General features: G+C 64.7%; 20 protein-coding genes. 9 read left to right on the forward strand and 11 right to left on the reverse strand.

Features of this window, described 5'->3' with window-relative positions; translation table 11 throughout:
* Window positions 1–267 precede the first annotated feature (267 nt).
* Window positions 268–999 (forward strand): hypothetical protein, encoded by a 732-nt coding sequence (locus tag P9220_RS01390; RefSeq protein WP_309763226.1) that lies wholly within the window; start codon window positions 268–270, stop codon window positions 997–999.
* Window positions 984–1,349, forward strand: a complete 366-nt coding sequence (locus P9220_RS01395) for a hypothetical protein (RefSeq protein ID WP_309763227.1) — start codon at window positions 984–986, stop codon at window positions 1,347–1,349. The genes P9220_RS01390 and P9220_RS01395 overlap by 16 nt, the downstream gene beginning before the upstream one ends.
* A gap of 742 nt (window positions 1,350–2,091) precedes the next feature.
* Here P9220_RS01395 and P9220_RS01400 read toward each other — a convergent pair.
* The 9 genes from P9220_RS01400 to P9220_RS01440 form a co-directional block, all read right to left on the reverse strand.
* A complete protein-coding gene (locus tag P9220_RS01400; RefSeq protein ID WP_309763228.1) occupies window positions 2,092–3,135 on the reverse strand; it encodes an L-threonylcarbamoyladenylate synthase in 1,044 nt (347 codons plus the stop codon).
* 18 nt (window positions 3,136–3,153) lie between these two features.
* Complete coding sequence (locus P9220_RS01405) at window positions 3,154–4,350, reverse strand: 5-(carboxyamino)imidazole ribonucleotide synthase (protein WP_309763229.1); 1,197 nt, start codon at window positions 4,348–4,350, stop codon at window positions 3,154–3,156.
* Between the two features lie 15 nt (window positions 4,351–4,365).
* A complete protein-coding gene (gene purE / locus P9220_RS01410) occupies window positions 4,366–4,887 on the reverse strand; it encodes a 5-(carboxyamino)imidazole ribonucleotide mutase (RefSeq protein WP_309763230.1) in 522 nt (173 codons plus the stop codon).
* A gap of 37 nt (window positions 4,888–4,924) precedes the next feature.
* Window positions 4,925–5,815 carry a phosphoribosylaminoimidazolesuccinocarboxamide synthase gene (locus P9220_RS01415; protein ID WP_309763231.1) on the reverse strand — a complete coding sequence of 297 codons (891 nt, stop codon included), beginning with the start codon at window positions 5,813–5,815 and terminating at the stop codon, window positions 4,925–4,927.
* Between the two features lie 134 nt (window positions 5,816–5,949).
* Window positions 5,950–7,014 (reverse strand): class II fructose-bisphosphate aldolase, encoded by a 1,065-nt coding sequence (gene fba, locus P9220_RS01420; RefSeq protein ID WP_309763232.1) that lies wholly within the window; start codon window positions 7,012–7,014, stop codon window positions 5,950–5,952.
* Between the two features lie 172 nt (window positions 7,015–7,186).
* A complete protein-coding gene (gene pyk, locus P9220_RS01425) occupies window positions 7,187–8,623 on the reverse strand; it encodes a pyruvate kinase (RefSeq protein WP_309765340.1) in 1,437 nt (478 codons plus the stop codon).
* 421 nt (window positions 8,624–9,044) lie between these two features.
* Window positions 9,045–10,241 (reverse strand): phosphoglycerate kinase, encoded by a 1,197-nt coding sequence (locus P9220_RS01430; RefSeq protein ID WP_309763233.1) that lies wholly within the window; start codon window positions 10,239–10,241, stop codon window positions 9,045–9,047.
* Window positions 10,242–10,650: 409 nt separating this feature from the next.
* Window positions 10,651–10,974, reverse strand: a complete 324-nt coding sequence (locus tag P9220_RS01435; RefSeq protein ID WP_309763234.1) for an AzlD domain-containing protein — start codon at window positions 10,972–10,974, stop codon at window positions 10,651–10,653.
* Window positions 10,971–11,759, reverse strand: a complete 789-nt coding sequence (locus P9220_RS01440; protein WP_309765341.1) for an AzlC family ABC transporter permease — start codon at window positions 11,757–11,759, stop codon at window positions 10,971–10,973. Before P9220_RS01440 ends, P9220_RS01435 begins: the two co-directional genes overlap by 4 nt.
* A gap of 382 nt (window positions 11,760–12,141) precedes the next feature.
* On the opposite strand from P9220_RS01440, the gene P9220_RS01445 reads away from it, so the two are divergent.
* The 6 genes from P9220_RS01445 (at window position 12,142) to P9220_RS01470 (ending at window position 16,833) form a co-directional block, all read left to right on the forward strand.
* On the forward strand, window positions 12,142–13,062 hold the full coding sequence (locus P9220_RS01445) for a branched-chain amino acid transaminase (protein WP_309763235.1): 921 nt from the start codon (window positions 12,142–12,144) through the stop codon (window positions 13,060–13,062).
* Window positions 13,063–13,138: 76 nt separating this feature from the next.
* The gene (locus tag P9220_RS01450) at window positions 13,139–13,333 is read left to right on the forward strand and encodes a zinc-finger domain-containing protein (protein ID WP_309763236.1); all 195 of its coding nucleotides are present in this window, start codon (window positions 13,139–13,141) and stop codon (window positions 13,331–13,333) included.
* Between the two features lie 190 nt (window positions 13,334–13,523).
* Entirely contained in the window at window positions 13,524–14,597 is a 1,074-nt protein-coding gene (gene waaF, locus P9220_RS01455) for a lipopolysaccharide heptosyltransferase II (protein WP_309763237.1), read from the forward strand.
* Window positions 14,598–14,703: 106 nt separating this feature from the next.
* The gene (locus P9220_RS01460; RefSeq protein ID WP_309763238.1) at window positions 14,704–15,147 is read left to right on the forward strand and encodes a nuclear transport factor 2 family protein; all 444 of its coding nucleotides are present in this window, start codon (window positions 14,704–14,706) and stop codon (window positions 15,145–15,147) included.
* Between the two features lie 39 nt (window positions 15,148–15,186).
* Complete coding sequence (locus tag P9220_RS01465) at window positions 15,187–16,248, forward strand: hydrolase (protein ID WP_309763239.1); 1,062 nt, start codon at window positions 15,187–15,189, stop codon at window positions 16,246–16,248.
* A 3-nt stretch (window positions 16,249–16,251) separates the two neighbouring features.
* Window positions 16,252–16,833 (forward strand): DUF2946 family protein, encoded by a 582-nt coding sequence (locus P9220_RS01470; protein WP_309763240.1) that lies wholly within the window; start codon window positions 16,252–16,254, stop codon window positions 16,831–16,833.
* 4 nt (window positions 16,834–16,837) lie between these two features.
* Here P9220_RS01470 and P9220_RS01475 read toward each other — a convergent pair whose 3' ends face one another.
* Entirely contained in the window at window positions 16,838–18,925 is a 2,088-nt protein-coding gene (locus P9220_RS01475; protein WP_309763241.1) for a M48 family metalloprotease, read from the reverse strand.
* A gap of 124 nt (window positions 18,926–19,049) precedes the next feature.
* Here P9220_RS01475 and moaC point away from each other — a divergent pair, with 124 nt between their 5' ends.
* Window positions 19,050–19,529, forward strand: coding sequence for a cyclic pyranopterin monophosphate synthase MoaC (gene moaC / locus P9220_RS01480; RefSeq protein WP_309763242.1), 480 nt, complete (start codon window positions 19,050–19,052; stop codon window positions 19,527–19,529).
* Window positions 19,530–19,535: 6 nt separating this feature from the next.
* Here moaC and P9220_RS01485 read toward each other — a convergent pair whose 3' ends face one another.
* The gene (locus P9220_RS01485) at window positions 19,536–21,359 is read right to left on the reverse strand and encodes a Wzy polymerase domain-containing protein (RefSeq protein WP_309763243.1); all 1,824 of its coding nucleotides are present in this window, start codon (window positions 21,357–21,359) and stop codon (window positions 19,536–19,538) included.
* Between the last annotated feature and the right edge of the window lie 32 nt (window positions 21,360–21,391).

Below are 21,391 nucleotides of genomic sequence, written 5' to 3' on the forward strand. Positions count from 1 at the left end.
AAGCGTTGGGGGGTTGCGGTGTGTGGCCTATTTCGCTGACGGTTCTAAGCAGCGTGGAACCTTCAGCATTAACAACACAGTTCGCTTCGAAAGGAATGAGAACGGAAGCAACTGTTCGCATATCGAGTTCCACTTCACAGAAAACGCAAATTCGTTGGATTCGGTTACGGAACTGCTGCTTACATCCATCACGGGGTAATGATGTCCGAAGTTCAAGCTAGTCCGTCCATCTTTCATGAAGGGCCGTTCGAAACGAAACAAGAGCACGTGCTAACGAGCGACCTCTTCGGAGACGCACGCGACGCTCTAGAGGCAACGATGCTTAAATTTTCGGCGGACGCAATCAGTGATGAGAGGGTCCGTGCTCGATATGCCGAAGGGATCAGGCGTGTGAGCCAGCTTGTTCAGTCCGAGGTCGACTCAGGAAAGATGACTGCTTACGAGGGCGCTGTATATTGCAATCAGCTCCGAAACCAAATTCTTGTAGAGACTCGGAAGGTTACGTCCTCGTGGAACAGAGCACGTGCCGAGAAGAAAAAACCTTTCGGACCGACCATAGAGGAGTCGGTCAACAAGTATTCAAATCGACTATACGGAAAGCCGTTTTCTGCTCTAACTAGCGCGGAGAAAGAAGCAGCTTCATACGCAGTAATTGCTTCCGCAGGAAGGAACGATACGTCGGTGACTGCTGGCACCACGATCATGAGGGATACCGCCAAAGGTACGATCCTTTTGACAGCCGGGCTTGCCGCTTACGCAATTCTTAGAGCGGACGATAAGGTGACAGAAGTAGCGCGGCAAGGAACAGTCATCGGGGGTGGGGTACTGGGCGGCTATGTAACCGGCATGTCGACTGCCGCTCTGTGCGGCACGGGCGCTCCTCTATGCGCTCTCGCAATTGCGATCCTTGGAACGATCAGCGGATCGGTAGTGACTGAATACGCGTTTGACCAGTACGAGATAGCGGTTAAGGAGCTTCAGAAATGGGGAATTCAATAAGCGAAATCGATCGAAAATTTATCCGGTCGTCTTTGGCCGACACATTTGCAGGCATCGACTTGTCGACAGAGGCCATCTCGGTGCTTCGGAAATACCCGATTCGCGAGATTCGGCAGATATTTTTTCGCGAGGTAGCTGTAGCCTTCGCCTTCAACCTTACGATCACGACGCCAGAGCTAGGTGGCTTCGACCCGCGCTTTGTCGAGGACGAGTTGCGGCGACTTCAGGACGAAAGAGCTACATCTGGTTTAGCGAAGCTGAAGTTCGAGCTGGCCGCTTTCGCCTCTCGCATCTCTTCATATGGTTTATGGCGACAGATTGAAGAGTGTTTGAGTAGCTCAACAAGGTAACGACTATGTTCAGTCGGATTGGCATGCACCCCCCATTTGAGGCAACCCGTCGCGATCAAATCTCACTAAACAACGGTGAAAAAGCCCCCTCACGAGGCGGGGCAAATGGGCGACGCAGATTCCCGGTTCAGCGCAGTAGGGCTACACCGGCTGGGCAGTTTGAAAGGAATGTCAGCACAACTGAATACGTTAAGTCTGATTCAACAAGTTAATTTCCTGCATTAGTGCAAGACCGATTCCATCGTATCCAGAGGGTCAGCGAAGGGTGCGGCCAGCTTTCGAAGTCGCTTATCGATGACGAAGGTATCGATGATGATCTCGACAACGGCCTGTCGATCGTGCGCGATGGAGTGAACTTTGGCGGGATCTCCGCGCATGCGGAGGAACCGCGACCTCGCCCAGGCCATCGAGCGCGGGGTCGGGTCTATCTCCGCCCACGCGGAGGAACCCCACGCGCCGGCATAGACGAAGGCGCGCAGCGAGGTCTATCCTCGCCCACGCGGAGGAACCCGCCGCAACGTATCGCACGAAAGCCTGCAGCTGGGTCTATCTCCGCCCACGCGGAGTAACCTGAAGGGGCGGCAGGCGCGCGATTTCCGCGTAAGGTCTATCTCCGCCCACGCGGAGTAACCCGGGTGTCGTCGTCTTTTGCGCGCTGAATATTGGGTCTATCTCCGCCCACGCAAAGGAACCTCTAGCCGCTAACCCACTGTCCCACAACGAGAATCCCAAAAACCCATCATCAACCGCCAGCCGAATCCTCCCCCTCAAACGCCGCCGCCGCCCTCCCCAACCGGTCATTCACCGCGATCCACTCGATCGACTCCGGCAGCTTCTCCACGAAGATGCGCTCGACATCCGCCCGATCCAGCGCCCGCAGCAGTCCATACAACGCACGGGCATAGCTCTGCGGATCTTCCGGCGCGGCGATGAAATGCACATGCGGCGCGCGCGCCCACGCACCCGCGCTCGATGCCCGCGCGACCAGCGCGATCTTCCGCCCATCCGCCGATTCGAACCCCCCCAGCATCGGCTCGATCGCGGCAAACGGCAGCAAGGCCAGCGGCGTCCGCGGCGCGTAATGCGCCTTCAGCGTGCCCGATGCACGCGGGGCCGTCGCATCGCTGCCATCGGGCAAACGCGGCGCTTCGCCGATCACATCGGCGATCGCCTGCGGACTCACGTGCCCTGGCCGCAGCAACGCCGGGAAGCCACGCGACAAATCCAGAATCGTCGATTCGATACCCACGTCCGCCGCGCCGCCGTCGAGTACGTGCACCGCGCCGCCGAACTCGTCGCGGACATGCTGCGCAGTCGTCGGACTGACATGCCCGAACCGGTTCGCCGATGGCCCCGCGACACCGCCCTGCCTGCCCGAACCATGCCGCCGCGCGTGAAACGCCGACAGCAGGCTCTGCGCAACCGGATGCGAAGGACAGCGGATGCCGACCGAATCCTGCCCGCCGCTCACCGCCGCCGGAATATGCGATGCGCGCTTCAGAATGAGCGTCAGCGGCCCCGGCCAGAACGCATCGATGAGCTTCTGCGCATCGGCGGGCAGCTCGCGCACCCAGTAACCCGGATCGGCCTCCGGCGCGAGATGCACGATCACCGGATGATTCGCCGGCCGCCCCTTCGCCGCATAAATTCGCGCGATGGCCTCGGGATTCTCTGCATCGCCGCCGAGACCATAGACCGTCTCGGTCGGGAACGCGACGAGTTCGCCCGCATCGAGCAGGGCCGCGGCCTCGCCGATCTGCGCGGCGCTCGGATAAATGATGGTCATTGCTTGCTGCTACAGAACTCAGTCCAGCGGAATATGCAGCATCCGCGCACAGTCGCGCGCCGCCGTGCGGGCTTGTTCCAGCGTCGCCGCCGTGAAATTGATGTGCCCCATCTTGCGGCCCGGACGCGCTTCCTCCTTGCCGTACAGATGCAGCCGCGCCGCCGGCATCGCCGCGACATCGATCCACGCAGGCGCGCGCGCCTTGTCCTTCTGCTCGCCGTCGAACCAGATATCGCCGAGCAGATTCAGCATTGCAGCCGGCGAATGCTGGCGCGTGTCGCCGAGCGGCATGCCGGTCATCGTGCGGACTTGCTGCTCGAACTGGCTGGTGGCGCAGGCATCGACCGTATAGTGGCCGGAATTGTGCGGACGCGGCGCCATTTCATTGGCGATCAGCGAGCCATCCTCCAGCACGAAGAATTCGACGCACAGCACGCCCACATAGCCGAGCTTCGCCGCAATGGTCAGCGCCGCGTCCTGCGCCTGCGCGACGAGCGCAGCCGACGCATCCGGCGCAGGTACGACCGTCTTGGCGAGAATGCCGTTGACGTGGGTGTTCTGCGCGAGCGGGAACACGGCCGACTTGCCGTCGCCGCCACGCGCGATCAGCACCGACACTTCGTACTTCAGCGGCATGCGCTTCTCCAGCACGCACGGCACGCCTGACAGCGACGCATACGCGGTGCGCACTTCCTGCACGTTGCGCACGCTGACCTGGCCCTTGCCGTCGTACCCCAGCCGCGCGGTCTTGAGGATGCCCGGCAGCACGGCGGCGATGTCGTCGTCGGCGAGGGCGTCGAGCGCCTCCGACGATTCGATCACCACATGCGGCGCGACGGGCACGCCCGCCTGCGCGATGAAGCGCTTCTCCGCGACGCGGTCCTGCGCAATCGCCACGCAGCTCGCCGCCGGACTGACGAACGTGCAGCTCGCGAGCATGTCGAGACTCGCCGCCGGCACGTTCTCGAATTCCGTCGACACCGCCGCGCACAGGCGGCCGAGTTCGGTCAGCGCGGTCGTGTCGTCGTAGGCGGCGCGGATATGGCGATCCGCGACGGCGCCCGCCGGGCTCGTCTCGTCGGGATCGAGCACGGCGACGCGATAGCCCATCGATTGCGCCGCGAAGCAGAACATGCGGCCGAGCTGGCCGCCGCCGACCATGCCGAGCCACGCGCCCGGCAGAATCGGGGAGATTGGGGAAGATTGTGGATTCATCGTAGGGCTAAAAGCTCAGAGCGGCGGCAGCGCCATGTCCCGCGCCGCCTGGTTCTGCTTCACGCGAAAAGCGGCGAGCGCTTCGGCATAACGGGCGTCGGTGACGCTCAGAATCGACACCGCGAACAGCGCCGCGTTCGCCGCGCCCGCCTCGCCGATCGCGAACGTGGCGACAGGCACGCCCTTGGGCATCTGCACGATCGAATGCAGCGAATCGACGCCCTTCAGATACTTGCTCGCCACCGGCACGCCGAGCACCGGCACCGTCGTCTTCGCAGCCAGCATGCCCGGCAGATGCGCCGCGCCGCCCGCACCCGCGATGATCGCCCGCACGCCGCGCTCACGGGCGCGCTCGGCGTAGTCGAACATCTCGTCCGGCATGCGGTGCGCGGACACGACCTTCGCCTCGTACGGCACGCCGAACTCCTGCAGGATCGCGACCGCGTTCTTCATCACGTCCCAGTCGGAACTGGAACCCATCAGCACGCCGACGAGCGGCGCGTCGTGCGCGTGCGCTCCGGTCTGTACTTCACTCATATCGCTACGTTCCTTAGGCGTTTGAGGGAATGCACGCTTACGCGAGCGTCTGCCCCGTCAGGCGTTGCAGCGCTTCCTGATACTTCTCCGATGTCTTCGCGATCACGTCGTCGGGCAGCTTCGGCGCGGGCGGTTCCTTCTTCCACGGCTGGGTTTCGAGCCAGTCGCGCACGAACTGCTTGTCGAAGGACGGCGGATTGGTGCCGACCCGATAGCCATCGGCGGGCCAGAAGCGCGACGAATCCGCGGTCAGCACTTCGTCCATCAGATACAGCTCGCCCTTGTTGTCGAGACCGAACTCGAACTTCGTATCCGCGATGATGATGCCGCGCGTCGCCGCATATTCGGCCGCTTCCTTGTACAACTGGATGGAAATGCGCTTGATCGTCGCCGACAGCTCCGTGCCGATGCGGCGCTCCATGTCATCGTAGGTGATGTTTTCGTCGTGATGGCCCATTTCGGCCTTCGCCGCCGGCGTGAAAATCGGCTCGGGCAGCTTTTCGGCGTTCTGCAGGCCCGGCGGCAGCTCGACGCCGCACACCGCGCCCGTCGCCTGATAGTCCTTCCAGCCGCTGCCCGCAAGATAACCGCGCACGACGGCTTCGACGAGAATCGGTTCGAGGCGCTTCACCACGACCGCGCGGCCCTCGACCTGCTCGACTTCGTCGGGCGTGACGACGCTCGCGGGATCGATGCCCGTGTTGTGATTCGGCACGATGTGACCGAGTTTCTCGAACCAGAAATCGGCCATCTGGTTCAGCACGCGGCCCTTGTTCGGGATCGGCTCGCCCATGACGACATCGAAGGCGGAAAGGCGGTCGGTCGTCACGATGAGGAGCTTGTCCTGACCGACGGCGTAGTTGTCGCGGACCTTGCCACGGCCGAGCAGCGGCAGCGATTTGATCGTGGATTCGTAGAGCGTGGACATCGTCATGTACCGAAGAGGTGCCAAAAATTGAATCGCCGCTTCTCGCATGAAGCGGCGAAAGGGGAAATGCGAACGGGTCCCGTCGCCGGAACCCGTTGATTTTACTTTACAAAGCAGCCGGACTCAGAAGCGTCTCATTTGACGATCTGCGCAAGCTCGCCGGACTTGTACTTCTCGGCGATCTTGTCGAGCGGAATCGGCTTGATCTTGCCGGCCTGACCTTCGCAGCCGAACTGCATGTACCGCTGGCGGCAGATTTCCTTCGCGGCCTCGCGCGCGGGCTTCAGATAGTCGCGCGGATCGAACTTCGACGGATTCTCGAAGAGATAGCGGCGGATCGCACCGGTGATCGCGAGGCGCAGGTCGGTATCGATATTGACCTTGCGCACGCCGTGCTTGATGCCTTCCTGAATCTCCTCGACCGGCACGCCGTACGTTTCCTTCATGTCGCCGCCGAATTCCCGGATCTCGGCGAGCAGTTCCTGCGGCACCGACGACGAACCGTGCATCACGAGGTGCGTATTCGGAATGCGCTGATGAATTTCCTTGATGCGATCGATCGCGAGGATATCGCCCGTGGGCTTTTTCGAGAACTTGTACGCACCGTGCGACGTGCCGATGGCGATCGCGAGGGCATCGCATTGCGTGAGCTTCACGAAGTCGGCGGCCTGCTCGACGTCCGTCAGCAACTGCTCGCGCGTCATCGTGCCTTCGGCGCCGTGGCCGTCTTCCTTGTCGCCCTTCATGGTTTCGAGCGAGCCGAGCACGCCCAGTTCGGCTTCCACCGTCACGCCGATGGAGTGCGAGAATTCGACGACCTTGCGCGAGACATCGACGTTGTAATCGTAAGACGCGACGGTCTTGCCGTCGGCTTCGAGCGAGCCGTCCATCATCACGCTCGTGAAGCCCGAGCGGATCGCGGCCATGCACACGGCGGGCGACTGACCGTGATCCTGATGCATCACGACCGGAATATGCGGATACGACTCGACGGCCGCTTCAATCAGATGCCGCAGAAACGCTTCCCCTGCGTACTTACGGGCGCCAGCCGACGCCTGCATGATCACCGGCGCGTTGACCTCGTTCGCGGCCGCCATGATCGCCTGCACCTGCTCCAGATTGTTCACGTTGAATGCCGGGAGGCCGTAGCCGTGTTCGGCCGCGTGATCCAGCAATTGACGCATTGATACGAGAGGCATTGTGGAACTCCATGATGTGAAACGAAATCCTGGCGCGCACGCTTTCTGCTCTTGCTCCCTTCGGCAGTTTTCGGCCTATGTCTGGCAGACGATGCGTCGTCTTGCGCGCTCTGCAGTACGGTGAAACCGCGCGGCGCTCGGCCGCGCGTCCTGCTGCAATTGCTCGGGCCGCTCAGAAATGGTCGCCGACGCGCACGATCTTCAGCGTGTTCGTGCCGCCCGCCTGCCCCATCGGTTCGCCGACGGTGAGCACGACCATGTCGCCGCGCGCCGCATAGCCCTTCGACACGACCACTTCCAGCGCCTGATTGAGCGCGGTGTCGCGGTCCATGTTGGTGTCGAGATGCAGCGGCGTGACGTTCCGGTACAGCGACATCGTGCGCTCGCTGCCCACGCGCGGCGTCAGCGCGAAGATCGGCACGTGCGACCAGTGGCGCGACATCCACAGCGCGGTCGATCCGGATTCGGTCAGCGCCACGACGGCCTTCGCGCCGAGGTGATACGCCGTGAACAGCGCGCCCATCGCGATGGACTGATCGATGCGCGTGAACGTGCGGTCGAGGAAATCGCGGTCCAGCTGCGACTCTTCGGACTTCTCCGCTTCGACGCACACGGCCGCCATCGTCTCGATGGTCGTGACCGGATACTTGCCCGCGGCCGTTTCGGCGGAGAGCATCACGGCGTCGGTGCCGTCGAGCACGGCGTTCGCCACGTCCGATACTTCCGCGCGCGTCGGCACCGGCGCGTGGATCATCGATTCCATCATTTGCGTGGCGGTGATCACGAGCTTGTTCGACTCGCGCGCCATGCGGATCATGCGCTTTTGCAGCGCCGGCACCGCCGCGTTGCCGACTTCCACCGCGAGATCGCCGCGCGCGACCATGATGCCGTCGGACGCGTCGAGAATGCCCTGCAGCGCCGGAATGGCTTCCGCGCGCTCGATCTTGGCGATCATCTTCGGCTTGATGCCGTAAGGCGCGCCCGCGATGTTCGCGAGTTGCCGCGCCATCTCCATGTCGGTCGCGTTCTTCGGGAAGGACACCGCGACGAAATCCGCGCCGAGCGACATCGCCGTCTTGATGTCCTCCATGTCCTTCTCGGTCAGCGCGGGCGCGGTCAGCCCGCCGCCCTGCCGGTTGATGCCCTTGTTGTTCGACAGTTCGCCGCCGACCTTCACCGTCGTGTGAACCTCTTCGCCGATCACGCGCGTCACGTCGAGCACGATGAGGCCGTCGTTGAGCAGCAATGTGTCGCCCGCGCGCAGGTCGCGTGGCAGGTCCTTGTAGTCGAGACCGACGCGCTCGTTGTTGCCCAGCTCGCAATTCGCATCGAGGACGAACGAGTTGCCCGCGACGAGCATCGTCTTGTTGTTCTCGAACTTGCCGACGCGAATCTTCGGGCCTTGCAGGTCCGCCATGATCGCGACCTCGCGGCCCACCTGACGCGCCGCCTCTCGCACCCATTCGGCGCGCTGGCGATGATCGTCGGCGGTGCCGTGCGAGAAGTTGAAGCGAACGACGTCGAGCCCCGCCTGCATCATCTGAAGCAGGATGTCGGGATTGCTCGATGCCGGACCGATGGTGGCAACGATCTTTGTAGCGCGATGCATGTCTTTCCTCGTCTCTTTAGGGAGGCCCGTGTTTGAGCTGCGAGCACGTTGCGCTAACGGCGACGTGTTGCTCACCGGTTGCGCGCGCGCGCCGGTTCGTGCCGGCGTCGCTTTATCGATGTCTTTTTCGGCCTGCGCGGCCACGCCGCCGATGATGACCACAGGCGGCGCCGGCAGTGCGGCTTCGCTTTCGGTCTGGTCCTGACTTTGGTTCGAGTCGCGGCCCGGGCTTTCGCCGGAAAGCGGCTCGTCCGGCCGAGCCGCCTCCGCGATGACCTGCGCCGCTTCGGCAGCGGCGTCGAGCTCATCGCCCGATGCGCCGCCCACGATCACGTCTCTGACTTCATCTGCTTGCGCGCCGCCGGCTGCTTGCGCGCCCTGCTTGCCTGCTTTCGCCGGATCGTTTCGGGCGGCCAACGCCTCACGCCCCGGCTCGGGACTGAAGCACTTCCACCGCGGGCAGCGTCTTGCCTTCGAGGAATTCGAGGAACGCGCCGCCGCCGGTCGAGATGTAGCTGACCTTGTCGTGAATGTCGTATTTCGCGATCGCCGCGAGCGTGTCGCCGCCGCCCGCGATCGAGAACGCCGACGAATTCGCGATCGCCTGAGCGAGCGTCTTCGTGCCGTTGCCGAACTGGTCGAACTCAAAGACGCCTACGGGTCCGTTCCATACGATGGTGCCGGCCGTGGCCAGTTGCGCGGCGAGCGCGTTGGCGGTGTCCGGGCCGATGTCGAGAATCATGTCGTCGTCGGCGATATCGGCGACGGGCTTCGTCTCCGCCTTCGCGGTCGCGGCGAATTCCTTCGCGGTCACGACATCGCTCGGAATCGGCACGGAAGCGCCGCGCGTGCGCGCCTGATCGATGATTTCCTTCGCCTCGCCGACGAGATCCGCTTCCGCCAGCGACTTGCCGATCTTCAGACCCGACGCGAGCATGAACGTATTGGCGATCCCGCCGCCGACGATCAACTGGTCCACCTTCTCCGCCAGCGACTTGAGGATGGTCAGCTTGGTCGACACCTTCGATCCGGCGACGATTGCCACGAGCGGGCGCTTCGGATTGCCGAGCGCCTTGCCGAGCGCATCCAGTTCGGCGGCGAGCAGCGGCCCCGCGCACGCGACGCCCGCGTACTTCGCGATGCCGTGCGTGGTCGCTTCGGCGCGATGCGCGGTGCCGAACGCGTCGTTCACATAGATGTCGCAGAGCTTCGCGAGCTTTTGCGCGAGGCCGTCGTCGTTCTTCTTCTCGCCTTTGTTGCAGCGGCAGTTTTCGAGCAGCACGACATTGCCCGGCTGGACGTCGACGCCATCGACCCAATCAGCGACGAGCGGAACATCCCGGCCGAGCAGTTCGGACAGACGCTTCGCGACCGGCGCGAGCGAATCTTCCGGCTTGAACTGGCCTTCGGTCGGGCGGCCCAGGTGAGAGGTGACCATCACGGCGGCGCCCGCTTCGAGCGCGGCCTTGATGGCCGGGACGGAGGCGCGCACGCGCGTGTCTTCGGTGATGTTGCCGGCGTCGTCCTGCGGCACGTTGAGGTCCGCGCGGATGAACACACGCTTGCCAGAGACTTTGCCTTCGGCGATCAGATCGGTGAAACGCAGTACTTTCGTCATGGGAGTCAACGTTAGTCAGAAAAGCGGTTCGGGCGAAGAAGCGGCGCCATGCGGCTGCTTCGAGGATGTTCGGCGGGAGGCTGGGAAGTCGAGCCCCGCGCGTGGATCAATCCGGGGGCGAAGGCCGCGCAAGTGAGACGAGCGCGCGGCTGAAGTGCGGGGGGAAGAAGTTGGAGGCCGGGTGGCTTCGCGTTTGCGCGACGTCTGCACGGACGCACGGCTGCGGCGATCCTGCCGGAGGCGGCGAGTTGCACAACCGTTGCGCGGTGACTGCCGGACTCACTTTCGACCTCGCTCTGCGACAGGAAAGACCGTCATTTTAACCGAATGCCCCGTCTGCTCTAGCGTGCAATGCTTGATGATGCGTATTTGGGGCATCCGTCGCGGCCTGGAGGCAGGCATAGGCGGCTTACGCGACGAGCCTCAGCAGCGTGAAGGCGGCCATGCCGACGGCGATCGTGCCCATCATGCCGCGCCGCCACAAGTAATACGCGAGCGCGGCGAGCGCGGCCCACATCGCGTGATTCGACAGCGCGACGGACAGGCCGGCAGGCGTTTCGAGCACGTCCGGCACGACGACCGCCGCGAGCGCCGCCGCCGGCGCATAGCGCAGCACCCGCTGAACGCGCGGCGGCAGCACGGTGCGTTCGCCGCCGATCAGAAAGAACGCGCGCGTCACGGCGGTGACGAGACCCATGCCGAGGATCGCGAGCCAGGTTTGGAGCGGCGTCATCGCGCGGGCCTCATGGTGTCGGAATCGTCGTCGGGGGCGGGCGGCGCTTCGGCGTCGGACGCTGGCAAGGCCGCCGCCTGCGACCGGTCCGCGATGACATCGGCAAGCGTGCCAGCCAGGAGCGCGGCGAGCACTGCGAGCGGCAGGCTCAGGCGAAACGGCAGATCGAACGCAAGCAGCGCGACGACACTCGCGACGGCCACGGCGGCGAGCGTCGAGCGCGTCGCGATGGCCGAGACGATCAGCGGAATCAGCGCGAGCGTGCCCGCCAGTTCCAGGCCCCAGTTCGCCGGGATCAGGCTCGCGAGCAGGATGCCCGCCACCGACGAAACCTGCCACCAGAACCAGCAGACCAGCGCGAGTCCCCAGAAAAATGCTTCCTTGCCGTCCCGGTCGGCCGGCGCGAAGTTCCGCTTCGCAAACATCAGATAGATGATGTCGCCGTTGAAGTAGCCGATCAGCACGCGGCGCCACATCGGCAGATGGGAGAAATGCGGCGCAAGTCCAGCGCTGAAGATCACGAAGCGCAGATTCACCATCGCGGCCGTCAGCAGCACGGTCCAGAGCGGCAGCTTCGCGGCGAAGAGCGGCAGCGCCGCGAGCTGCGACGATCCTGCATAGACCGCGAACGACATGCCGAGCGCCTGCGCAAGCGTGAGCGCCGACTTGCTCATCGCGACGCCGGTGACGAGACCCCACGAGAACGTCGCGAGAATGGCGGGAGAGAAGGTGCAGACACCTTCGAGGAATGCGCGGCGATTCGTGTCGGACAGCCGGTCGAGCATGGACGGATGCGAGGCCAATTTATTGCGATGCCGATGCGCGCTGATGCAGTGCGGGAAGCCGCCCGATGCGGCTGCAGCAAGAAGCACGCGGAAAACGTAAAGCTGGATGAAGCGACCCACCGCCCGTCCCAATGAACCGCGCGACGATTCGCCGGAAGAAGCGAAAAGATCGAAGCCGCCATTCACGTTCGCGGTGAAAGGCAAAGTATAGCGGCGCGAAAGGCGCTTTTAGCTCGGTCCAATTGTCAAAAGACGCTAAAATGGCGGTCTTTCACCGCCTTTGCGCCGTGCTTGGCGTTGCATGCGCCTGCGGATAAAGCGGCAGGTAATCGGCGGACACGGTTTCATCGAAATCACTGAACGAGACAGCTAGGAGAAGCGTATGTCAATGGCCGACCGCGACGGCAAGATCTGGATGGATGGCAAGCTGATCGACTGGCGAGACGCCAACATCCACGTTCTGACCCACACGCTGCACTACGGCATGGGCGTGTTCGAAGGCGTGCGCGCATACAAGACCGCCAGTGGCACGGCCATCTTCCGCCTGAAGGAGCACACCAAGCGTCTGCTCAATTCGGCGAAGATCTTCCAGATGGACGTCCCGTTCGATCACGCCACGCTCGAAGCCGCGCAACTCGAAGTCGTGCGCGAGAACAAGCTGGAGTCGTGTTACATCCGCCCGATCATCTGGGTCGGCTCCGAGAAGCTGGGCGTATCCGCGAAGGGCAACACCATCCATGTGGCGATCGCCGCGTGGCCGTGGGGCGCGTACCTCGGCGAAGACGGCCTGACCAAGGGCATCCGCGTGAAGACGTCCTCGTTCACGCGCCATCACGTGAACGTGTCGATGGTCCGCGCGAAGGCGTCGGGCTGGTACGTGAACTCCATTCTCGCCAATCAGGAAGCCGTGACCGACGGCTACGACGAAGCGCTGCTGCTCGACGTCGACGGCTACGTGTCCGAAGGCTCCGGTGAGAACTTCTTCCTCGTGAACAACGGCAAGCTATACACGCCGGACCTGTCGTCGTGCCTCGACGGCATCACGCGCGACACGGTCCTCACGCTGGCGCGCGACTTCGGCATCCCGGTGATCGAGAAACGCATCACGCGCGACGAGGTCTATACCTGCGACGAAGCCTTCTTCACCGGCACCGCCGCCGAAGTCACACCGATCCGCGAGCTCGACAACCGCACCATCGGCTCGGGCAAGCGCGGTCCCATCACGGAGAAGCTGCAAAGCGCGTTCTTCGACGTGGTCGGCGGCAAGAACGAGCAGTACGCGAGCTGGCTCGCAAAAGTCTGATGCAGCGGCGGGCCCGCGCGGCCCGCTTGCCGAGAAGCAACGAACGACATTGAGAAACGAGTCGATGAGGAGTGCAATGAGCGACCTGAAGGAAATGCCGCTGGTGGAATTGTCGGCGAAGGACATCCCCGCGTTCTGTCCGAATCCGAAGATGCAACGCTGGAGCACGCATCCGCGCGTGTTCCTGGACGTGTCCCACGGCGAGGCGCGCTGCCCGTATTGCGGCACGCGCTACAAGCTGAAGGACGGCGAAGTCCTCAAGGGCCATTGACCGGTCGCTGATTCGCGCCGTCCGATGCGCGCGTGTCCGCCTGGCCGGCACGCGCGCGTTCGCGTTTGCGTTCACCTTTGTCTTCGCGTTCGGCCGCTTGATACCGGCCACCCCACATACCAACAAGACTGATGCGTCCCGCCGCACGACGGCGCAGAGGCGCGAATATTTTGAGATCGGATAACGAAAGATGCGCCGTGCGCTGGTTATAGCACCGAACTGGATCGGTGACGCATTGATGGCGCAGCCGCTCTTTACGCTTTTGAGGAAGCTGCATCCGCGTATCGCGATCGATGCCGTCGCGCCCTCGTGGGTCGCGCCCGTGCTCGAGCGCATGCCGGAAATCAACGATGTGTACGCCACCGACCTCGCCCACGGCAAGCTGCAGTTGCTGCGCCGATGGCAGCTCGCGAGCGATTTGCGCGACGTCGGCTACGACGCTGCCTACGTCCTGCCGAATTCGATGAAATCCGCGCTGCTGCCGTGGATGGCGGGCATTCGGCTGCGCATCGGCTACAAGGGCGAGAGCCGCTATGGACTCTTGAACGTCCGCCACGCGAATCCGCCGAAGACCGATCGTCCGCCGATGACCGCGCACTACGCCGCGCTCGCCTACGCGCCGGGCGCGAAGCTGCCGTTCGTCGACAAGTTCGCGCAGGCCCGCGACGCGCAGGCGAGCGACGCGCAGCTACTGCCCGTGCCGCGCCTCGAAGCAGACCCGAACGAAGCCGTGCGCGTCTCGGCGCGCTTCAATCTCGACACCCGCGCGCCGCTCGTCGTGTTCTGTCCCGGCGCCGAATATGGTCCTGCAAAGCGCTGGCCGCCGGAACATTTCGCGTCGCTGGCGCAGTTCGTCGCGCAGTCGTTTCCGTACGCGCGCATCGTCGCATTGGGATCGAACAAGGACTCGGTGGTCGCGCAGGCCATCGCGGAGCGCGCGCAGAACGTGCGCAATCTGTGCGGGCAGACATCGCTCGGGGAAGCATGTGCACTGATCGCGCGAGCGAGCGCGGTCGTGACCAACGACTCGGGGCTGATGCACGTCGCGGCGGCGCTGAAGCGTCCGCTGGTCGCGGTTTACGGCTCGACCGATCCGCGCCATACGCCGCCCTTGTCCGACCTCGCAAAGGTACAATGGCTTCATCTTAGTTGCAGTCCGTGCTTTGCCCGCGAGTGTCCGCTCGGCCATCTGAACTGCCTTCGCGAACTGTCCGCGGAGCAGGTCTTCGCCGATTTGCGCGGCATGCTGCTCGCGCATCGCTAACGCGCCGCGCCCGGCGCTTCACATTGCATCGCCGCGTTGCAGGCACGGACACGCGAATGTCTCCGAGCGGAGGCATGCCTTGAACCACGATAGAGACCCACGCGCCATGCCACGTTTCGCCCGCCTGTTCGAAGCCGCCGCCGACACGCTCAACGCCTACTATCAGGCCGTCGCGGACAACAGCATCGATGCCGTGATGTCGCTCTGGATCGACGAGGAATTCGCCACGTGCATCTGCGCGGACGGCACGCATCTGCACGGTCTCGAAAGCATCCGCGCGGGCCTCGGCAAGCAGCTCGAAGCGCAACCCGTCACCATCGAGCCGCTGGATATCCGCGTGTACGACAGCCTCGGCACCGTCGTGTATGCCATTGCGGAAGCGCATCAGCCGGCGGGCACGGCCGCGCCGCAGATGATCTTCACGACCTACGTGATGGTCCACGAGCGCGGCGAATGGCGCATCGCGCACATCCATGCGAGCGAAATGCCGATCGAAACGGCCGGCCAGTTCGCGGCGAAGCTGCGCCACGGCCAAGGGCCGCTGCACTGAAACACGAAGTATCGAAGCAGGCGTTTGCGGGAGAAGACCATGAAGCGCGATCCGTTGTTGCAACACGATTCGTCGTTCGTGGATCGTGCGCCTGCCGTGACGGCGAAGGTCGTCGATCCCATCGAGGCACTGCTGTACAGCGCGCCGCGCTGGCTGCCGACGGCTCATGCGCAGACCATCGTTCCGGCGCTCTTCGGCCGCAAGCCCTCGGTCGGCTATCGGCGCGAACGATGGGACACGCCCGACGGCGACTTCATCGATCTCGACTGGCTCGCGCACGAATCGGGCGACGTTGCGGACACCGCCCCGCTCTTCGTGCTTTTCCACGGCCTCGAAGGCAGTTCCGATTCCCACTACGCCCGCTCGATGATGGCCGCCGCTAAAGCGCGAGGCTGGCATGGCGTCGTGCCTCACTTTCGCAGTTGCAGCGGGCCGCTCAATTTGCTGCCGCGCTTCTATCATCTCGCGGACAGCGCCGAAGTCGACTGGATACTGCGCCGGTTGCGCGAGCGGCACGCGGGGTCGATCGTCGCGGCGGGCGTCTCGCTCGGCGGCAATGTCCTCCTGCGCTGGCTATGCGAGCGCGGCACGGATGCATCGGTCATCAGCGCCGCCGCCGCGATCTCCGCGCCGCTCGATGTTCACGCCGGCGGCCACGCGATCTCGCAAGGCTTCGGCATGGTGTACACGCGCAGCTTCCTGAAATCGCTGAAGAAGAAGGCGCTCGCGAAACTCGCGCAACATCCCGGCCTCTACGATCGCCAAGCCGTGCTCGCCGCCCGCACGCTCTACGAGTTCGATAACGTCGTGACCGCGCCGCTGCACGGCTTTCGCGATACCAACCACTACTGGTCGAGTGCGACGACGCGCGCGCATCTGAAGCACATCGAAGTGCCGGCGCTCGTGCTGAATGCGCGCAACGATCCGTTCCTGCCCGAGTGGGCGCTGCCGTCGCAGGCGGAAGTCCCGGCATGCGTGACGCTCGATCAGCCGAACCACGGCGGGCACGTCGGCTTCATGACGGGACCGTTTCCGGGACGCATCGACTGGCTCTCTCAGCGCGTGTTCGGGTATCTCGAGCACTTCCTTCCTCGCGGATGAATCATGGATGAAATCGTCAAGCAGGCGCTCGCGAAATGGCCCAACGTTCCGCATTGCACGGGCTGGCTCATGCTCGACAGGCGCGGCCAGTGGCGCATGCGCGACGAGGCGGCGCAGGCCGCTGGCGCGCTCGGCGACGTGATCCGGCACGAGGCGCTGATCGGCTTCATCAATCGCAATTACGAGCGCGACGACGCCGGCCAGTGGTTCTTTCAGAACGGGCCGCAGCGCGTGTATGTGGAGCTGGCTTACACGCCGTGGATCGCCCGGCTTGGGCTTGCGGATGACGCCCTGTGCATGACCGATCACACCGGCGCGCCGTTCAGACCGGCGCACGCATGGCTCGACGACGAAGGCGGCGTGCTCTTTTCAGACGATGCATCGCCGGCCCGCATCGCCGCGCTGCACGATCACGATCTCGACCTGTTCGCGAGCCACGCATCCGTCGATGAGTCCGCGCACGGCGGCGTCTTCCATTGGCGCGATGATGTCGACTTGTCCTTGCAGCGCATCGCGCGCGCGGACCTCGAGAAGCGCTTCGGCTTTGTCGCGAGCCCGGCCGCGCACGCGGCGTCGGAACGCTGAAGCGTCAGCTCTTCTGATCCTGATCGCGCTCTTCCTTGTAGCGCGTCTCGAAGTCGCGCAGACGCGCGGCGATTGTGGACAAATCGTAGAAGCTCGCGCTTTTCACGTCGCGCGCTTCCTTCAACTGGCGGATCGCGGAAGGCCACGCGCCGTCGAGCGCGAACTTCTCGGCCATCGCTTCGTGCTGGCGCAACGGATCGTTGAGGCCCGCGCTCGCCTGCGCGAGATACAGCCACCAGTCGGCGCGTGCGGGCTCGGCGCGCGTCTGTCGGCGGGCAAGCGTCTGCGCATCCGCATAGCGATGCGCGCCGATCAGCGACTGCAGGTGAATATCGATGGCCGCGTGGGAGTCGGGCCAGCGCGCTTGCGCGATATCCGCGAGGCGGATGGCGTCTCCGAAGCGGCCCGCGCGGCGTGCGATATCCGCCGCGAGCACGTCGAGACTCGGGGTGCTGCGGGCGGGTTGCGGCGATGCCTGTGCGGTGACGCGGACGGGCGGGAGCGTCGTGTTGCTGGTCGGCGATGACGGCGTATCGGCTGCGGTTGCGTTGAGCGCGCCGAAGGCACTGCTGCTGAAAAGCGTATTTGGCGATGCCGCAGGCCGCGACGATTCTGCCCGCGATGCGACCTCACCGTGGAGCGAGCGGCCGGCGTTGTCGGTGTCCGTCGAACTCGTGGTCCGCTGCGCGCGAGCCTGAACGACACTCGCGCCGCCTGTACCCGGGCTACTCGTCGCTTGCCCGGCGGATGCCGCTCGCGCGCCAGCGATGCTCGAAGTCTGCAACGTTGCGTCGCCCGAGCCGTTCGCGACCGGCTGCGCGTGCTGCGGATTGCGCCGGTCGCGGCCGGCCTCCACTACGACCGCCGCCTCGCTTGCCTGCTCGCCTTCGAACAGCCGCCGCGCTTTCGCGAGCGCGTCGTTCGCGGCGTCGTAATCGCTCGTCAGCGCGCGCGCGAGCGCAATGCCGTACCAGTTGGCGGCGGGATTGACGGCTGTCTGGTCGTCGATTTCGGTCTTCAGGCGACTCGCCACTTCCCGATAATCGCTTGCGTAGCTGACCTGCAGCACGCGGGCGCGGGCGCGCACGAACGCATATTCCGCCGACTGCCGCGGCTGCCGATACGGCACGCGGCGCGCGCGATCTTCCATGTCGGCGATGCGCTCGATGGTCAGCGGATGCGTTCGCGCGTAGGCCGGCACGCCGTTATCGGCCATCGACGCGCGGTCGAGCCGCCCGAAGAACGCTGTCATCGCGTAGGGATCGTAGCCGGCTGCCGCGAGCATCTGGAAACCGACGCGATCCGCCTCGTGCTCGGCGGCGCGCGAAAAGCGCAATTGATTGTCGACGGCGAATGCCTGCCCGCCCATCGCGATGCCCATGCCGAGATCGCCGCTGCGCGTCATCACTCCGGCCAGCAGGCCGGCGAGCATTGCGGCAAGTGCCGCATAGCTGCTCTTCTCCTGCGTCCCGAGCATGCGCGCGATGTGGCGCTGGAGCACGTGCCCCATCTCATGCCCGACGACCGACGCCAGTTCGGATTCCGTCTGCGTCGCCGAAAGCAGGCCCGTATTTACGCCGATGAAACCGCCTGGCATCGAGAACGCGTTGATCTGCGGATCGCGGACGGCGAACAGTTCGAAGTCCGGCCGATAGCCGCCGAGATATTGCGTGGCCGCGGCGGTGGACAGCCTGGACGCGATGGAATCGAGGTAATCGCGCATCAGCCAGTCGTCGAGGTAGTCCGGATCGGTGCGGACTTCGCGCATCATCCGCTCGCCGACACGGCGCTCGGCTTGCGGTGAGAGGGTGCCGCCCGAGCCGTCGCCGAGGTCCGGAAGCTGCACGGACGAAAGCGGCGCGCGAAGCGTGGCCATCGCGCCGGGCCGGTTGGCGAAGCGGCTTTCCGCGCCGCCGTAGACGCCGAAGACGCCGTCGGCGACCTGTCCTGTGTTGGCTGCGGCATCTTCTCGCGGCTGCCCGGCGTTCGCGCTGACGGCCGACGACGCCCCCTGCGCGAACGCGACGGGCGGCACGGCCTGACTCAGGCACAACGCTAGGATGAGCGCGCGGCTCGGACGATTCGGATGCATGACCGGCTGAAGGACGGGAACACGCTTATCGTATCAAGTGTGCCGTGACCGGCGAGCCGCCGATTGCGGCGAAAACGCGCCGGATCACGCTGGTATGATAGGCGCCCGCTCAAAGGAGGACGCGATGTCCGGACTCACACATTTCGATGCCGCCGGCGAGGCGCACATGGTCGATGTCGGCGACAAGCGCGAGACGCGGCGCATTGCGGTGGCGCGCGGCTCGATCGCGATGCTCGACGGCACGCTCGCGCTGATCCGCGAAGGCCGCGCGAAGAAAGGCGACGTGCTCGGCGTGGCGCGCATCGCGGCGATACAGGGTGCGAAGCGCACCGCCGATCTGATTCCGCTGTGTCATCCGCTCGCGCTCACGCGCGTCGCGGTCGATTTTTCGATCGATGAGAGCTTGCCGGGCGTTCATTGCGAAGTGCGGGTGGAGACCGTCGGACGCACGGGCGTGGAGATGGAAGCGCTCACCGCCGTGCAAGTCGGGCTGCTGACGATCTACGACATGTGCAAGGCGGTGGATCGCGGGATGACCATCACCAACGTGAAGGTCATGGAGAAGCATGGGGGGAAGTCGGGGGATTGGGTGGCGGAGGGTTAGCCCGCGTTATTCCTCCCCCTCATCCTCTTCCTCCTGAACCCCACCCGCCGGCTCACCATACAACTTCACCAGTTCCGCCTTGAACGAAGCCAGCGGCGCGCCGATCTCATCAATCGAGCGATACACCGCCTCCAGTTGCGTCGGCCAGTCCTTGAGCTGCGTCGCGAAGATCTTGAGGCGCGCCATCGTATCGAGCGCCTCTTTATGCTGCCCGGCCAGCGCCTGCAGCACCGCATAGCGCCGCAGCACCGTCTCGCCCGGCAAAAGCGCGATGGCCTGCCGATGCGCCGCCAGCTTCGCGTCGATGTTCTGCGCGTTCATCGGCAGCAGCGTCGCCGCGCCGTATTCGCCCCACGCGCCGAACAGGAACGACGGATCCGCGCGATACTGCTCCGCAGGCCGCGTGCCGTAATAGAGCACCTCGGCGCGGTGATAGTCCAGCATCGTCGGAACCAGCGCAATGAGGCCGCCCCCGACCAGCGTCACATACACGCCGTACGACAGCGGGCGCGCGACGAGCCGCAAGGGCCGCGTTTCCAGCAGGCCGATGACGAGCATCGCCGGCATCAGAAAGAACATGTACTGCTGCGGATACTCGACGAGCGCGTGCATCAACAGCACGCCCAGCAGCGAAAGACCGAAAATCCGCGCCGGCGTGTGCGGCGCACGGAGCACGCGAATCAGCCACAGGACGATGCCGGCGACCAGCACGCCCACGCCCAGCAGCCCCGTTTTCGCGAGCAAATCGATGAAAATGTCGTGCGCGTTGTTTGCAATCTCGACGCCGCCGAGATCACGCACCATGTCGAACTGATAGCGCGGAAATTCGCCCCAGCCGACGCCGAGCAGCGGATGCGTCTTGAACATCGTCCAGCCGTACTTCCACAGCGCGAGGCGCGGCGCAATCTGGTTCGCGTCCTGCATGCGTTCCGCCGCCGATTGCGCCAGATCGAGCTGGAATCGCACGTTGGCCCAGCGCACGCCTGCATTCACCGCGAGGAACAGCACGCCGAGCGCGATCGGAATGATCCATGCCCGCAGGTCGCGTCGATTGCGGCGCGCCGGGGCATCGAGATCGTCGGCTGCGGCCGCGCGGCCCTGCGCGAACGCCATCCACAATCCCGCGACGACGATCACCGCCGTTTGCAGCCAGGGCCCGCGCGACACCGTCAGCGCCAGCCCGAACGAAAACACCGCCGACACCGCGAGCCACACCGCGACCGGCATCCTTCGCGTCTGCACGAAGTACAGCGCGCCGGCCAGCGCGAACGCGATCACCGTCGCGAGGTGATTCGCCTGCGCCATGTTGCCGAACATGCGCCGCTCGGTCATGACGTTGTACGCAACGACCAGAGGCGCGAACTTCACCTCGGCATGGAACATCTGCACGGTCTGACAGAAGACCGCGAATAGCCCGCCGACGATCAGCGCCGCCGCGCCGACGCGCAACGCCCGCTCCGACAATCCCGCCCGCGCCAGTCCGAAGCCCGTATGCACCGCGACGAACGACGCCAGCAGATACGCGCCGCCAAGCCAGTTCATCGACGGCTGCGCGACGGGCAGCAACACCGTCTGCCCGACCAGCACGAGACCGAACAGCAGCGGCATCAGCGCGACGACCGGCGACGCGAACGGCACGCGCGGCTCCGACACGGCCACGAGCACCGCGACCGTCGCGCCCAGCGCAAGATAAAGGGCGAGCGCGCTGTACTCGGCGTAGAAGGTCGGGATCGGATACGTATGGCTGACGACGCCGAACGGAAACGTCAGCGCGGCACAAAGAACGGCGAAAGAAAGGTAGCGCGCGTACGAGGTGATTTGCGAAGGCATGAGGGGCTGGGAACGTCGGGAACCGGCGCACT

This window comes from Caballeronia sp. LZ016 (assembly GCF_031450805.1).
In the GTDB taxonomy this organism is placed as follows: Bacteria; Pseudomonadota; Gammaproteobacteria; order Burkholderiales; family Burkholderiaceae; genus Caballeronia.